Annotated in this window: 15 protein-coding genes; 5 read left to right on the top strand and 10 right to left on the bottom strand. The window is 67.2% G+C overall.

The genetic code is table 11. The annotated features are described in order from the left end of the window. Positions 1-78: 78 nt before the first annotated feature. The 3 genes from pheT to DWV11_RS20165 form a co-directional block, all read right to left on the bottom strand. Complete coding sequence (pheT, locus tag DWV11_RS15635) at positions 79-2,622, bottom strand: phenylalanine--tRNA ligase subunit beta (protein ID WP_115789844.1); 2,544 nt, start codon at positions 2,620-2,622, stop codon at positions 79-81. Between the two features lie 2 nt (positions 2,623-2,624). After that, a complete protein-coding gene (gene pheS, locus DWV11_RS15630) occupies positions 2,625-3,686 on the bottom strand; it encodes a phenylalanine--tRNA ligase subunit alpha (RefSeq protein WP_115789843.1) in 1,062 nt (353 codons plus the stop codon). Between the two features lie 146 nt (positions 3,687-3,832). Next, positions 3,833-4,720 (bottom strand): LppM family (lipo)protein, encoded by an 888-nt coding sequence (locus DWV11_RS20165; RefSeq protein ID WP_168404727.1) that lies wholly within the window; start codon positions 4,718-4,720, stop codon positions 3,833-3,835. An 86-nt stretch (positions 4,721-4,806) separates the two neighbouring features. Between DWV11_RS20165 and DWV11_RS15620 the strand changes: the two genes are divergently transcribed. Then, on the top strand, positions 4,807-5,259 hold the full coding sequence (locus tag DWV11_RS15620; protein ID WP_115789842.1) for a hypothetical protein: 453 nt from the start codon (positions 4,807-4,809) through the stop codon (positions 5,257-5,259). After that, entirely contained in the window at positions 5,256-5,891 is a 636-nt protein-coding gene (locus DWV11_RS15615; protein WP_115789841.1) for an SIMPL domain-containing protein, read from the top strand. Before DWV11_RS15620 ends, DWV11_RS15615 begins: the two co-directional genes overlap by 4 nt. Positions 5,892-5,909: 18 nt before the next feature. Here DWV11_RS15615 and pcp read toward each other — a convergent pair whose 3' ends face one another. After that, entirely contained in the window at positions 5,910-6,539 is a 630-nt protein-coding gene (gene pcp, locus DWV11_RS15610; RefSeq protein WP_115789840.1) for a pyroglutamyl-peptidase I, read from the bottom strand. 75 nt (positions 6,540-6,614) lie between these two features. Here pcp and DWV11_RS15605 point away from each other — a divergent pair, with 75 nt between their 5' ends. Continuing rightward, complete coding sequence (locus DWV11_RS15605; RefSeq protein WP_115789839.1) at positions 6,615-7,745, top strand: Rv2578c family radical SAM protein; 1,131 nt, start codon at positions 6,615-6,617, stop codon at positions 7,743-7,745. 41 nt (positions 7,746-7,786) lie between these two features. Here DWV11_RS15605 and DWV11_RS15600 read toward each other — a convergent pair whose 3' ends face one another. Then, positions 7,787-8,221, bottom strand: a complete 435-nt coding sequence (locus DWV11_RS15600) for a (deoxy)nucleoside triphosphate pyrophosphohydrolase (RefSeq protein ID WP_115789838.1) — start codon at positions 8,219-8,221, stop codon at positions 7,787-7,789. 174 nt (positions 8,222-8,395) lie between these two features. Between DWV11_RS15600 and DWV11_RS15595 the strand changes: the two genes are divergently transcribed. Beyond that, the gene (locus DWV11_RS15595; protein WP_115789837.1) at positions 8,396-9,604 is read left to right on the top strand and encodes an MFS transporter; all 1,209 of its coding nucleotides are present in this window, start codon (positions 8,396-8,398) and stop codon (positions 9,602-9,604) included. A gap of 110 nt (positions 9,605-9,714) precedes the next feature. Here the strand turns inward: DWV11_RS15595 and DWV11_RS15590 are convergent, their stop codons facing one another. From DWV11_RS15590 to infC, 5 genes are all read right to left on the bottom strand, one after another. Next, the gene (locus tag DWV11_RS15590) at positions 9,715-10,632 is read right to left on the bottom strand and encodes a cation diffusion facilitator family transporter (RefSeq protein WP_115789836.1); all 918 of its coding nucleotides are present in this window, start codon (positions 10,630-10,632) and stop codon (positions 9,715-9,717) included. A gap of 148 nt (positions 10,633-10,780) precedes the next feature. After that, on the bottom strand, positions 10,781-11,677 hold the full coding sequence (locus DWV11_RS15585) for a TrmH family RNA methyltransferase (RefSeq protein ID WP_115789835.1): 897 nt from the start codon (positions 11,675-11,677) through the stop codon (positions 10,781-10,783). Between the two features lie 26 nt (positions 11,678-11,703). After that, a complete protein-coding gene (gene rplT / locus DWV11_RS15580; RefSeq protein WP_115789834.1) occupies positions 11,704-12,363 on the bottom strand; it encodes a 50S ribosomal protein L20, sunset domain variant in 660 nt (219 codons plus the stop codon). 111 nt (positions 12,364-12,474) lie between these two features. After that, entirely contained in the window at positions 12,475-12,669 is a 195-nt protein-coding gene (gene rpmI, locus DWV11_RS15575; RefSeq protein WP_059387794.1) for a 50S ribosomal protein L35, read from the bottom strand. Positions 12,670-12,784: 115 nt separating this feature from the next. After that, positions 12,785-13,756 carry a translation initiation factor IF-3 gene (gene infC, locus DWV11_RS15570; RefSeq protein WP_245953709.1) on the bottom strand — a complete coding sequence of 324 codons (972 nt, stop codon included), beginning with the start codon at positions 13,754-13,756 and terminating at the stop codon, positions 12,785-12,787. A gap of 405 nt (positions 13,757-14,161) precedes the next feature. Between infC and DWV11_RS15565 the strand changes: the two genes are divergently transcribed. After that, on the top strand, positions 14,162-14,548 hold the full coding sequence (locus tag DWV11_RS15565; protein ID WP_115789832.1) for a DUF1844 domain-containing protein: 387 nt from the start codon (positions 14,162-14,164) through the stop codon (positions 14,546-14,548). Positions 14,549-14,600 lie beyond the last annotated feature (52 nt).

Below are 14,600 nucleotides of genomic sequence, written 5' to 3'. Positions count from 1 at the left end.
CGTGGTCCGGGATGGGGAAAGGACCCCCGGCCGGGGGCGGTCCAGGGGTCCTTTCCAATACAACGTCCGGTCGCGCGCTTAGCGCTGCACGGCTCCGAAGCGCTCAGCGGCAACGGCGACGGCGGCCTCGCGGGCTTCCGAGGCTTCGTCGGCGGTGAGGGTGCGGTCCGTCGCCCGGAAGCGCAGGCCGAAGGCGAGGGACTTCTTGCCGTCCTCGATCCCCTTGCCCACGTACACGTCGAACAGTGCCACGTCCTCGAGCAGTTCGCCGGCGCCTTCACGGAGCGCAGCCAGGACGGCATCCGCCGGCACTTCGCGCGGAACCACGAGGGCAACGTCCTGCGTGGCGACGGGGAAGCCGGAGATGTGCTTGGCGACGATCACGTCGGCGGCGGCCTCGAAGATCGCGTCTGCGTCCAGTTCCATGGCCACCGATCGGGCCGGCATGTCATGGGCGGCCAGCAGCTTCGGGTGCAGTTCACCGGCGTAGCCCACCACTTCGCCCGAGCGCAGCGCCAGCTGGGCGGCGCGGCCCGGGTGGAAGGCCTGGTGGCTGCCCTGGCTGATGACGAGTTCGACGCCGAGCACGTCGCCCACCAGGCGGGCGGCGTCGAGGGCGTCGGCCCAATCCCACTGGCGCGGGGTGTGGCCGGCGGCGGCGGGCGAATCGTGGCCGCACATCAGCGCGGCGAGGTGCAGCGGCTGGTCCGGGACGCCGTCGAACAGTCCGTCCAGGACCTCCGGAGCCGGCCGGACGCCCAGCGGCGGAATGGACTCCGTGCCGAGCTTGCCGTCAGGCAGGAACACCAGGCCGGCCTCGTACAGGGCGAGGTCGCGGAAGCCGCGGGACAGATTGCGGCGGGCGGCCTCGATCAGTCCGGGCAGCACCGAGGTGCGCAGGTAACCGTGCTCTTCGCTGATCGGGTTCGCCAGTTTGATCGCGGTGCGTGCGGCGCCTTCCTCGGCCACACCGAAGGTGTCATTGGCAGCCTTGGAGACGAAGGGGTACGAGAGCACCTCGGTGAGGCCTGCGTCGGCCAGCGCCTGGACCACGCGGCGCTTCTGCTGCTGCGTACGGGTCAGCCCGCGGCCGGGAGGGGCCACAGGCAGGGTCGCCGGGATGTTCTCGTAGCCCACCAGGCGGGCGATTTCCTCGGACAGGTCTTCCTTGGTCTCCAGGTCCTGGCGCCAGCTCGGAGCGGTGACCCGGTAGCCGGTTTCGGTCTTTTCGACGGCGGCACCCAGGTCCTCGAGGCAGCCGACAATCTGCTCTTCGCTGAAGTCGATGCCGATGCGCTCGGACGCAAAGGCGGCAGGCAGCTCGATCGTGACCGTTTCCGGCGCGGTTCCGACGTCGGTGCCGGCCTCATCCGCGGTACCTCCTGCGAGGTCCACCAGCAGGTCGACGACGCGCTGCGCTGCAATCCCGGCGATCTGCCAGTCGACGCCGCGCTCGAAGCGTTTGGACGCTTCGGAGGGCAGCTTGTGGCGGCGCCGTGCGCGGGCGATGGAGACCTCGTCGAAGTGGGCGGCCTCGACCAGGATGTTCGTGGTGGAGTCGGACACTTCGGTGTTGGCCCCGCCCATGACGCCGGCGATCCCGATCGCTCCGGAATCGTCCGTGATCAGCAGGTCTTCGACGTCGAGCGCGCGTTCCTTGCCGTCCAGGGTGACGATTTTCTCGCCAGGAACGGCGCGGCGCACCACGATGTCGCCGGCGAGCTTGTCCAGGTCATAGCAGTGGTTCGGCTGGCCGAGTTCGAGCATGACGTAGTTGGAGATGTCCACCGGCAGGGAGATGGAGCGGATGCCGGCCAGGCGGAGCCGGGACACCATCCACTGCGGGGTCGGGCGCGTGGCGTCCACTCCGCGCACGGTGCGGGCGACGAAGCGGTCGCAGCCGGGCTTGCCGTAGATGGGCGCGTCATCGTTGAGCTTGACGCCGTAGCCGCCCGAGAGTTCCGCCGGTGCGGTGACCAGTGACGCCGGGTCCGTGAAGGACGTTCCGGTGGCGTGGGCGTATTCGCGGGCCACGCCACGGATGGAGAAGGCGTAGCCGCGGTCCGGGGTGACGTTGATTTCCGCGGCCTGGTCGTAGAGGCCGAGCAGCTCCATCGCGTCGGTGCCGATTTCGGGATCGAGGCCGATCCGGGACAGCACCAGGATGCCGTCGTGGTCTTCGCCGATGCCGAGCTCGCGGACGGAGGCGATCATGCCCGCGGACAGGTGCCCGTAGGTCTTGCGTGCGGAGATGTGGAAGTCGCCGGGCAGCACGGCACCGGGAAGGGTGACCACCACTTTGTCGCCCGCCACGAAGTTGTGGGCGCCGCAGACGATGCCCTGCACGCCCGAGGGGTCGATGCCCTTGCCGGTGAGTGTCTGCTCCTGGCCCTCGGGGACTACGCGGACCTGGCACCAGTTGATGGTCTTGCCGTTGGACTGCGGTTCCTTGACCAGGCTCAGGACTTGCCCGACGACGACCGGGCCCTGCAGGGTGTCCGTGGGACGGTGGACGGCTTCTTCCTCAAATCCGACCTTGACGAGGTCCGTCATGACGTCTTCGGCCGAGGCGCCGGCCGGTACCTGCGCGAACTCGCGCAGCCAGGAAAGTGGGATACGCACGGTTAGATCTCCATCCCGAAGTGCTCGCTGAAACGTACATCGCCTTCGATCATGTCGCGCATGTCGCTGACCTCATTGCGGAACATGAGGGTCCGCTCGATGCCCATGCCGAAGGCAAAACCTGAATACTCCTCCGGGTCGATGCCCGCGGCACGCAGCACGTTCGGGTTGACCATGCCGCAGCCGCCCCATTCGATCCAGCGTGGCCCGCCCTTGGCACCGGGGTGCCAGATGTCCAGCTCCGCGGAGGGCTCGGTGAAGGGGAAGTAGTTCGGGCGCAGGCGGATGGAGGCCTCCTCGCCGAACATCTGCCGGGCGAAGTGCTCCAGGGTTCCGCGCAGGTCGGCCATGCTCAGGTTCTTGTCGATGGCCAGGCCCTCGAACTGGTGGAAGACCGGGGTGTGCGTGGCGTCGAGCTCGTCGGTGCGGAACACCTTGCCCGGGCACAGGACGTAGATGGGGACTTCGCGTTCCAGCATGGAACGCACCTGCACCGGGGAGGTGTGGGTTCGCATGAGCAGGTGGGCTTCGGGGGGCTCCACGAAGAAGGTGTCCTGCATTTCGCGGGCCGGGTGGTCAGGCTTGAAGTTCAGGGCATCGAAGTTGAACCATTCGGACTCGACCTCGGGGCCTTCGGCGATCTCCCAGCCCATGCCCACGAAGATGTCCGCCACACGGTCCTGCAGGGTGGACAGCGGGTGCCGGGCACCGGCGCGGCGGCGGCGCGGGGCCGCCGTGACATCCACCGTCTCTTCGACCAGGATGCGGGCATCGTTCTCGGCTTCGAGCTCCGCGGTGCGGGCGGTGAGGGCCTGGTTGACGCGGCCGCGGGAGGCGCCCATGAGCTTGCCGGCAGCGGCTTTGTGCTCTTTGGCCAGGCCGCCGATTTCACGGTTGGCCAGGCTCAGGGGCGACTTCTCCCCCGTGTGGGCCAGACGGACGGCCTTGAGTTCTTCGAGCGAGGACGCGGCGGCAATGGCGGCGACGGCGGCCTCGACGGCGGCAGTGATGGCGGCCTCATCCAGCGGGTTCGGGATGGCGGCGCCCGGCAAAGTGTCAGTCATCTACTGTTCTTAGCTACGAGTCGGAAGTGTTCTCCGCCGGCGGGCAGCACGGCAAAGACAAAGGGGCAACGCTCGCCGGATCATCCGGCGGGCATTACCCCCCAGTCTAGTTGAACGCCACGAGCTGGATTTAACCGGTCCGGTATTCAGGCAGGTCCATCCTGGCCGGGTTGTGCAGGCGGATGGCCCGGCAGCGGCGGCGCGGGGGCGGGCGGCGGCCACGACGGCGCCACGGCCGGCGGTGCGCCCGGGACTTGCCCGCCGCCCATGGGTGCACCGGGAGGCACGGGGCCGCCGGGAGGCACGGGGCCGCCGTCGGGCAGTGGTCCTCCGGCCGGGGCCGGCTGGGCCTTGCGCCGGGACAGCAGCACGAAGAGCACGACCAGTCCGGCGATCACGACGATCAAGGCAATGCCACCCCACAGAGCCCACATCGGAAGGGGGAATCCCGGGGAGCTTTCGGCTTTGATCCTGATCTGCCTGGCGTCCGTGGCCAGGAAGTCGATGGTGGCGGTGTTGCCGTCGATCTTCGCGCCGTTGGCTTCCACGACCTTCCCCGGGAAGGTCACCTTCAGCACGGCTTCGTCGAAGATGGCCTTGGCGAGTTGCGCCCCCTGCGGGTCACTGGAATCATTGGACAGGTTCCCCACGGTCAGGACGTAGAAGTCGCCGTCCTTGGCCAGGGTCAGCTTGTTGGTGGAGTCCTTTTCGGCCTCGGCGATCTTGGCGGGGTCGATGTTGGCGGCGGTGATCCGCTTGCCCTTGTACTTGGCGTCTTCGAACTCCTCGACCTTCGCCCCCTCGGGGATGGTCATGTCAGCCGAGCCGTTGTTCGACTTCATGAATTCGTCGAAGGACTTGCCCTTCAGGACGTCCTTCTGCAGCGCGTAGACCACTTCATAGTCGACGCTCTTCTCGCTGTGGACTTTGATGTCCATGTTGACTTTGAAGCAACCCGTCAGCGCGAAGAGCACGGCCACCAGAACAGCGATGGCGGCGACGGCACGTTGTGGCCGCATAATTCCCCCGATCATCCATCCACCAAGGGTTCCTGGTGTTTGCAGGAACAGAGTAGCTTTGCCTGCGGACGGGGCCAAGGGGGCGGCGCTAGCATGGCCGTATGACTCCCGGGCAGCGGCTCCGCCGGATCGCCAATGTGCTGAACCTCTCGACTCCCCTGGGCCTGCTGCTCGCCCGGGTTGCAGGGGCCCGGTGCAGTGCCGGTCCCCGGGGCCTCACCATCGCCGCCGGCTACCGTTGGGGGCTGCCGAACGCCCCGGCGTTCACCGTCGGGAATGTCGTGCTCTACCGCGCCGGAACTGCGGGCGCGGGGCAGGATCCGGCGCTGCTGGGCCACGAGGAGCGGCACAGCACGCAGTATGCCTGGTGCATGGGCCTGCCGTTCCTCGTCCTGTATTTCCTGTGCGCGGGATGGTCGATGCTGCGCACCGGCAATCCGGGCACCGCCAACTTCTTCGAACGGCAGGCCGGGCTCGCGGCGGGCGGCTACCCTGACAGGCGACGGAGCGGCCCGGGAACCCGGAGCGGCACAACAAATGGAGGCATGAGATGACCCGCAGTATCACGGTGACGGGAGACGGGTCCGCCGAAGCGGTTCCGGACCTGCTCACGCTGACCCTCGCCGTCGAGGTCCGCCAGGACACCGCAGCGCGCGCGTACGACGACGCCGCCGACGTCGCGCTCAACGTCACCGAAGCACTCCGCCGGCGGGGCGTGGCGGACGGTGACCTCCGCACGAGCGGCTTGAACCTGCGGCCGGACGTGGTCTGGGTGGAGAACCAAGGGCAGAAGGTCACCGGGTACGTTGCCTCCACGGATCTGGTGGCCCGGCTGGGCCCGCCCCAACTGGCCCCGGCGGCGATTTCCGCCGCGATCTCGGCCGGCGGCAACAGCGTGCGGATCAACGGCATCGAGCAGGGGTTCAAGGATCCTTCCGCGGTAGCGGCGATGGCGCAGGAGTCAGCCTGGCATGACGCCGAGGTCAAGGCCCGGCGCTTTGCCGGCCTGGCCGCTTCCCGCTTGGGCCAGGTCCTTTCGATCGAGCAGCGACCGGAGCACGGGATGCCGGTGCCTGCTGCACGCGACATGGCACGCGCCTTCGCCACGGAGGGGGTCGCCATCGAACCGGGGACGGTCGCGGTGTCGGCGAGCATCGTGGTGACGTGGGAGCTGCTGGCACCCTGAGGGTGCCGGTGGTGGGCGTCAGTGGATGGCCCCGGCGGAGACCTTGACGTCCTGCGCCGTTGCCAGGGCCGTGCGGGCGACGACGGCGATCCCCTCGCCCATGTCCTGCAGGGACATGCCGGGGGTGCCCGCCTGCGCTTCGCGCGGTACGTGGATGAAGCCGCCGCGCGAGCCCCGCCCATCCGTTGCGAGATGGTGCATCAGCCCGTAGAACACGTGGTTGCACACGTAGGTTCCGGCGGTCTGCGATACCTCCGCGCGCAAGCCGGCGATCTGCAGGGCCCGCAGCGCCGCTTTCACGGGCAGCGTGCTGAAGTAGGCGGCGGGGCCTCCCGGAACTACTTCCTCGTCCACGGGCCGGTTTCCCGCGTTGTCCGGGATCCGGGCGTCGTCGCAGTTGATGGCCACGCGTTCCAAGGAGAGCCTGTCGCGTCCGCCGGCCAGTCCGGCGCCGATCACCAGCGCCGGCCGCAGGCGTGCGATCTCCCGGCGGAGCACCTGAACGGACTCCCCGAAGACGCACGGCAGCTCGAGGGCCTCGACCTTGAGACCCTCCGCGCGGAGAATGTCGCGGGCGGCCTGCACCGCACCCCAGGAAGGGTTGGTGGGGTCTCCGTCGAAAGGCTCGAAACCGCTCAGAAGGATCATGTGCCTAAGGCTAGTCCCCGAAGTTGGGGGCGGGCCTTCCTTGACTTAAATTCGAACATACATTCGAATTGACCCATGAGATGGGACGCACAGGCACTTTCACCGCAGGAACCGGAACTGCCTGGACCGGAACCGCGCGGTTCGTACCATGGAGACGCCGGAGGAAGCAGTACTTCCGGGGCCGCCCCCGCCCCTGGAGCGCTGCTTCCGCTGGCCGGGCTTGTGCGTTCCATCTCTACTCCCGAATTCTCCGGGGTCACCTTCCATGAGGTCACGGCAAAATCAGTGCTCAACAAGGTGGCTGCCGGTTCCCGCATGCCGTTTGAATGGACCATCAACCCCTACCGGGGATGCAGCCATGCATGCGTGTACTGCTTTGCGCGCAAGACCCACACCTACCTGGAGTTCGACGCCGGCCTGGACTTCGATTCCCAGGTGGTGGTCAAGGTCAACGCCGCCGACGTCCTGCGCAAGGAACTCGCCAAGCCGTCCTGGGGGCACCACCAGGTGGCGCTTGGCACCAACACCGATCCATACCAGCGCGCCGAGGGGCGCTATCAGCTCATGCCCGGAATCATCCGGGCGCTGGCGGACTCCGGCACGCCGTTTTCGATCCTCACCAAGGGAACCCTGCTGGCGCGGGACATCCCGTTGCTCAAGCACGCCGCCAGCCAAGTTCCCGTGGACCTCGGCATCTCCCTGGCGACGATGAACGAGGCCTTGGCTGCCGCCGTCGAGCCCGGCACTCCGGCACCCCGGGCGCGGCTGAAGCTTATTGCCCGCCTGCGCGACGCCGGGCTGCCCTGCGGTGTCATGGCGATGCCGATCCTGCCCTGGCTGAGCGACAGCGACGACGCCCTTGAAACCCTCTTCAGCGCACTGTCCTCGGCGGGTGCCAGCGGGGTGACCGCCGGGGCGCTCTACCTGAAGCCGGGAACCAAAGAGTGGTTCATGCAATGGCTGGCCGCGAACCACCCGGAACTGACGGACCGGTACCGTCAGCTCTACTCGAAGGGCGCGTACCCGCCGAAGGAGTACCGCGAATGGCTCGCCGGCCGGGTCAGGTATTTCAAGGCCCGCCACGGATTCACCGCACGCAGCGGGTTCAGCCACCGCCATGCCCGGAACCACAGCCGCGTGGCCGGCGCCGGCCAGGCACACCCGACGACGCAGGCTGTGTCCACGGACCAGGCCACCCTTTTCTGAGGCAGTCCGCTGCGCGGCCCGGGAGCGGGCGCGCCGCGGCATCAGGCCTTGGCGGCCACCTGATCAAGCAGCGCCCGGACAATCGGGAAGTCCGCAGGGATCCAAGGCAGGCCAAGAGCTTCTTCGCCGTCGTCCAAGGGAACCCAGCGCAGTTCGTCGTGATCCTCGAGAGGGCACGGTTCGCCGTCGAGGACCTCCGCGAACCAGACCCGCATGACAGCCCGCTCATTCAATGGCCATCCGGCCACTTCAGGGGCCGGGATCTCGGCACCCAGGCGGACGTCGACCCCGAGTTCTTCCCGGAGTTCCCGGTGCAACGCATCCTCGAAGCTTTCCCCGTCCTCGACTTTGCCACCCGGGAACTCCCACATTCCGGCGAACTTCGGGGGCGCACTGCGGCGCGCCACCAGAAGGAGGCGGGGATTTTCCAGGGAGTCGACGACGGCGGCACCGGAGACGCTGATGAGTGAAGTCACCGCACCAGTGTAAGAGCCCCACGGTTGCCCTGCTCTCGCGGGAACAGACGCGGGCCGGGCACGGTTACACGGCACTAGACTTGAAAATCTGATTTATCGTCCGCGCACGCCCGGGCTCCAGCGGGTCAAACGCCCGGCCCGCAGCCAGAAACAGCACAGCCCAGAAACAGGACCATGACCCAAACCAAAGCGCCCGCCGCTGCTGCAAAGCGCAGCGCCAGACATCTTGCCCCGGCCATCTTCGCCCTCGCCATGGGCGGCTTTGCGATCGGCACCACCGAATTCGCCATGATGGGACTCCTCAAGGACATCGAACACGGCCTGCGCATCAGCACGCCCGAAGCCGGGAACCTGATCTCCGCCTACGCCCTCGGCGTGGTAGTGGGCGCCCCGGTCTTTGCTGCGCTCGGCGCCCGGCTTCCGCGGAAGAACCTCGCCCTGGGGCTGATGCTTTTCCTGAGCGTGGCCAACCTGAGTTCGTTCATCGCCCCGGACTACGGCACCATGCTGCTCAGCCGATTCGCCTCCGGCCTCCCGCACGGCGCCTTCTTCGGCGTAGCCGCGGTGATCGCGGCCGGCCTGGTGGCTCCCACCAAGCGGGGATGGGCAATCTCCATGGTGATGGCCGGCCTGACGGTGGCCAACGTCATCGGCGTCCCCGCCGCCACGTGGATGGGCCAGAACTTCGGCTGGCGACTGCTCTTTGTGGTGGTCGGCGTCATCGGCGCCCTCACCACGGCGTTGATCTGGAAGTTCGTCCCCTTCGAAGCTGCCCACCCCGGTGCGAGCATCCGCCGCGAACTCGGTGCCTTGAAGCGCGCCCAGGTCTGGCTTGCCCTGCTGATCGGCATCATCGGCTTCGGCGGCTTCTTCGCCACCTACACCTACATCGCGCACACCATGACATTCGTGGCCGGAATGCCTGAGGCCATGGTCCCGCTCGTGGTGGCCCTCTACGGCCTGGGCATGGTGGCCGGCAACATCCTGGGCGGCCGCATCGCGGACAAGTCCGTCATGGGCACGATCTACCGCGTACTGCCGGTGATTGCCCTGGCCCTGGTCGTCTATGCGGCGGCGGCCCACTGGGCCTGGTCCGCGCTGATCATGGTCTTCGTGGTCGGCGGAACCGGCTCGATGCTTGTTCCCGCACTGCAGACCCGCCTGCTCGACGCCTCCCCTGACGCGCCCTCCTTGGCTTCGTCGCTCAACCACTCGGCCCTGAACGTCGCCAACGCGTTGGGCGCTTTCCTCGGCGGCGTGGTGATCGCCTGGGGCTGGGGCTACGTGGCGCCGGCCCTCGTCGGCGCCGTCCTGGCCGTGCTGGGCCTTGGTGTCGCGGCCCTGAGCGGCCTGCTTGAACGCAGGCGACCCCTGACCGCCTGACCGGAAGCGGCGACCGCCTCAAGAATCCGACAAGCAAAACGCCGGCCGTGCATGATGCACGGCCGGCGTTCCCTGCTTAAGGCGGATGGGGTGCGGATTGCCGCCTGGCTTCAGGCGTTTACGCGGGCGATATCCGGTTCGAGGTAGATGACCCGCGCGATCGGCACCGCCGCGCGGATCCGGCTCTCGGCGTCGTCGATCGCACGGGCGATGCCCTCGCCGGTGTCGGCCGCACCGACGCTGATCTTTGCTGCAACGAGCAGTTCTTCGGGGCCCAGGTGCATGGTCTTGAGGTGGATGAGGCGGGTGCCGTCGGACTCGATGGCTTCGGTGATGCGGGCAACATCTTCCTTGGTGGCCGATTCACCCAGCAACAAGGACTTGGTTTCGACCGCCAGGACGACGGCGATCGCCACCAGCAGGAGGCCGATCATGCCGGTGCCTGCGGCGTCCCAGATGCCGTTGCCGGTCAGGAGAGTCAGGCCTACGCCGAAGAGCGCGAACACCAGGCCGAGCAGAGCGCCGAAGTCCTCCAGGAGAATGACCGGCAGCTCCGGCTGCTTGGCGTTCCTGATGAAGTTCGTCCAGCTCTGCTTGCCGCGGATGTGATTGGATTCCACGATCGCGGTGCGGAAGGAGAAGCCCTCTGCGACGATCGCACCGATCAGGACGGCGAGCGGGACCCACCAGAAGTCGCCCTCGATAGCGTGCGGGTGCTGGAACTTCTCCCAGGCCTCGTACAGGGCGAACAGGCCGCCGACACTGAAGAGCACGATCGAGACGATGAAAGCGTAGATGTACCGCTCACGGCCGTAGCCGAAGGGGTGTTCCGGGCTTGCTGCGCGTTTGGCCCGCTTGCCGCCGATCAGCAGCAGGAGCTGGTTTCCGGAGTCGGCCACCGAGTGGATCGCCTCCGCCAGCATGGACGATGACATCGTCAGGACGAATGCGACGAACTTCAACAAGGCGATGGTCAGGTTGGCGGCCAGTGCCGCCACGATCGCCTTGGTACCGCCATTTGCAGCCACGAAAGCTTCTCCTCTTCACAGGATCCGGGGATTGCGGGGAACAGCCGGGACCCGCGGCCCCCTTCCCTGCTAGCAATACCGTACCGGCAGGAGCGTCCTGCCCGCACAACGCGACGCCAGTGCGCCGGCGCCGTCGGTGGGATGCGGCTCAGCTTCCCTGCTGCGAGCGGGCGCTTGCGTAGAGGCACACCGTGGCCGCTGTACCGAGGTTGAGGCTTTCCGCGGAGCCGTAGACGGGAACCGCCACCCTGTGTTCGGCGAGAGCGAGTTCGGCATCGGACAGGCCCTGCGCTTCGTTGCCGAAGAGCCAGGCCGTCGGGTTTTCAAGGGCGTAGTCGGACTCGACGTCCGTGGCGCCGAGCCGGCGTGCGGCGTTCTCGTCCTGCAGTTTGTCCAGGTTGAGGGTGCCGTAGCCGTCCGCAGCCAGCACTCCGATGCCCCGGGCTTTGCAGGCGGCCACGAGGTCGTCGATGTCCGCTCCGAGGACCACAGGGAGGTGGAAGAGGGACCCGGCCGTGGAGCGCACGGCCTTCGGGTTGTAGATGTCCACGCTCGATGCCGTCAGCACCACCGCGTCCGCACCGGCGGCATCGGCCGCCCGCAGCACGGTCCCCGCGTTTCCGGGGTCGCGCACCTGGCACATGACCGCGACAAGGCGCGGACCGGCGTCGAGCACCGACTCCAGGCTGACGTCCACAAAGCTGCAGACCGCAAGGATTCCTTGGGGATTCACGGTGTCAGCCATGGCGGCAAGGACCTCGTCGGTGGCCAGGCGGAGGTTCACGCCCTGCGCCAGGTCGGCGAGTTCGGGGAGGCGCTCAAGGCAGGCCTCGCTGGCGTAGACCTCATGGACGACCCCGGGCTCCCCCGCCATGGTGCGTTCCCGGTGCAGCGACAGGGCCTCACGCACGGCCTGGGGCCCCTCGGCGAGGAAGCGTCCGCGCTTTAAACGGGCCGGGCGCCCTGCAAGCTTTGCGACATCCCTGACCCGATCGGCTCGGGGGTTGGACATCGGAAAATCTTGCGGGCGCCCGGTTTCGTTCATATAAAGAACTTTAGTGGCTGTTGCGACTAGTTCTTGATCTGCTGGCGGGCTTCGCCGCCGGCCGGCTCGAAACCGGCAGCCTTGGCAGCCTCAACGGTGGAGAACCAGTATTCGGCGGCGGTGTTGTCGTACCAGGTGGAACCCGGAACGTGGTACTTCTTGGACTCGGCGTTGCCCTTGATCTCGTAGCCTTCCGGAGCGTCTTCGCCCTCGACGGCGGCGACGGCACCTTCGATGGCCGGCTTTGCAGCAGCCTTCGGAGCGGCGACGGCGGCCTTGGAAGCAGCCTTCGGGGCAGCCTCGGCCTTGGCAGCCGGAGCGGAAGTGTCGGCGGGCAGGGCGGCCTTGGCCACGTTCACCAGAGCGGTGAAAGCGTTGGCATCGGACACGGCCAGCTCGGCCAGCATACGGCGGTCAACCTCAACCTCAGCAGCCTTCAGGCCCTGGATCAGGCGGTTGTAGGTCAGGCCGTTGGCGCGGGATGCAGCGTTGATGCGCTGGATCCAGAGGCGGCGGAAGTCGCCCTTGCGCTTGCGGCGGTCGCCGTAGCTGTACACAAACGAGTGCAGCAGCTGTTCCTTGGCCTTGCGGTACAGACGGGACCGCTGGCCGCGGTAGCCCTTTGCCCGTTCAAGGATGACCCGACGCTTCTTCTGGGCGTTGACCGCCCGCTTCACACGTGCCACGTGCGTACTCCTTCAGAATTCTTATCCCATCGGCTGCCGCATTCCTGGCGGCCGGGGAAGGCTTTGGTGTAGTCAGTGCTGCCGGGTGGCAGCAACCGGAAAACGTGGAACTTAGACGCCGAGCATCTTCTTGATGACCTTGGCATCGCCCTTGAAGACGATCTTGTCGCCGGCGAGGCGACGGGTCAGGGTGGAGGACTTGTGCTCCAGGTAGTGGCGGCGGTTGGCCTGCTGACGCTTCAGCTTGCCGGTGCCGGTCAGCTTGAAGCGCTTCTTGGCACCGCTGTGGGTCTTCATCTTCGGCATGGGAACCGATCTCCTTACGTGTCCGCAGACGGGTCTGCAGTTCTTTGGTGCAGCCGGCCCCGCAGGGCCGGTGCTGTTTGCGTGCCGCGCGGAAGCGTTGCTTCCTGCGGCGTGACTAGTTGGTCTTGCGCGCTGCCGGCTTGGCCGGCTTCGGTGCCGCCGGGCGGGCGACGGGCTTCGGAGCCGCGGGCTTTGCCATCGGCTTCGGAACCGCGGCGGCTGCCGGCTTCGGTGCGGCGGCGGGCTTCGGAGCTTCCTCAGCCGGTGCAGCTTCCTCCTGCCGGGGTGCTTCCGCGGCGGCCGGAGCCTCCTCTGCGGGGGCTTCCTCTACAGGTACTTTCTCTACAGGGGCTTCCTCGAGGGGAGCCTCTGCAACGGGGGCCTGCTCGGCCGGAGCCTGCTCGACGACGGTTTCCGCCATGGCGGTTTCCTCCACGGGGGTTTCCGTCACCTGTTCCTCAGACTGGTTCAGGAGCTCTGCCGGAAGCAGGTCCCCGAGTGTCTGGGTCAGCGGAGCGTCGTTGCCCGACGTGTCGATCCGCGCAGCAGCCTTGGCCTCGTTCTGGGCCTTGGCTTCGGCGCGCTGGGCGGCGCGGCGGGCTTCGGCCTTGGCCTCGGCCTTGTTCTTCAGCGGACCGATCACCATGACCATGTTGCGGCCGTCGATACGGGGGCTGGACTCAACCACACCCACTTCGGCGACGTCTTCCGCGAAGCGCTGCAGCAGGCGGATACCCATTTCGGGGCGCTGCTGCTCACGGCCGCGGAACTGGATCATGGCCTTCACCTTGTCACCGGCACCCAGGAAGCGGAGGGCGTGGCCGCGCTTCGTTTCGTAGTCATGGGTGTCGATCTTCAGGCGGAAGCGGATTTCCTTCAGAACCGTGTTGGTCTGGTTCTTGCGGGCCTCACGGGCCTTGACCGCGGCTTCGTACTTGTACTTGCCGAAGTCCATCAGCTTGCACACCGGAGGCTTGGCCTGCGGTGCAACTTCAACGAGATCCAGATCAGACTCGGCAGCCAGGCGCAGGGCATCCTCGATGCGGACGATTCCTACCTGTTCGCCGGCAGGGCCGACCAGCCGCACCTCGGGGACGCGGATACGCTCATTGATTCTTGGCTCGCTAATGTCAAAGCTCCTGTGATTGTGGTTAGTGTTCCACCGGCAAAAAGAGAAGGCCCCCAATTGCTGGCGCAATCGAAGGCCTCGGAAAGATCGGGACCTGCCGGGACGACAGGCACGCACTGAACGGGAACGGTCCCGGACAATGTCCGACCAGGTACCCGGCAACTTGACATCCCCGAAGGGAAACGGCTGACGCGGGTGGGAGAGAACTCCGCTTGCAAACTGAAAGTCAAGTCTACAGAAACAGCCCGCCAACTGCACATCGGGCGGCAGCTGCCGGACTTCGCTGACCAGACTGCCGCGTTCCACATTGTGGTTCCACGGCAAAATGGCGACTCTCAGTCGGTCTGTGTCAAGCTTACCAGCATGAGCACTTCAGACAGCAATTCACCCGACCGGACCGAGGAAGGCGACGACGCCGGACTGGCCCAGCAAATCCGCGATATTTCGGAGGTTCCAGCCGTGGAGGTCATCACCACCGGCGCGGTACACCTGATGAGCGCGGCCGCCGTCAAGGTGGGCCTGGCCGATGACCCCAATGCCGAGGACCTCAAGGACCTGGATGAAGCCCGCAAGCTCATCACTGCCCTGGCCGGCCTGGTGACGGCAGCAGCTCCGGAGATCGGCTCGCAGCATGCCGGCCCGTTGCGCGACGGCCTGCGTTCGCTGCAGCTCGCGTTCCGCGAAGCATCCTTGATCCCGGACGAGCCGGGCAAGGGACCGGGCGAAAAGTTCACCGGCCCGGTGAACTGAGCCCCAACAAGCCCAAGCACCACGACGACGGCGGCGCCCCCTGGTGGGGGCG

Origin of the sequence: Arthrobacter silvisoli (assembly GCF_003369445.1) — a bacterium.
Classification (GTDB): domain Bacteria; phylum Actinomycetota; class Actinomycetes; order Actinomycetales; family Micrococcaceae; genus Arthrobacter; species Arthrobacter silvisoli.
Note: the sequence above shows the minus strand (reverse complement) of the source record. Positions and strands in the feature narration are given on the sequence as shown.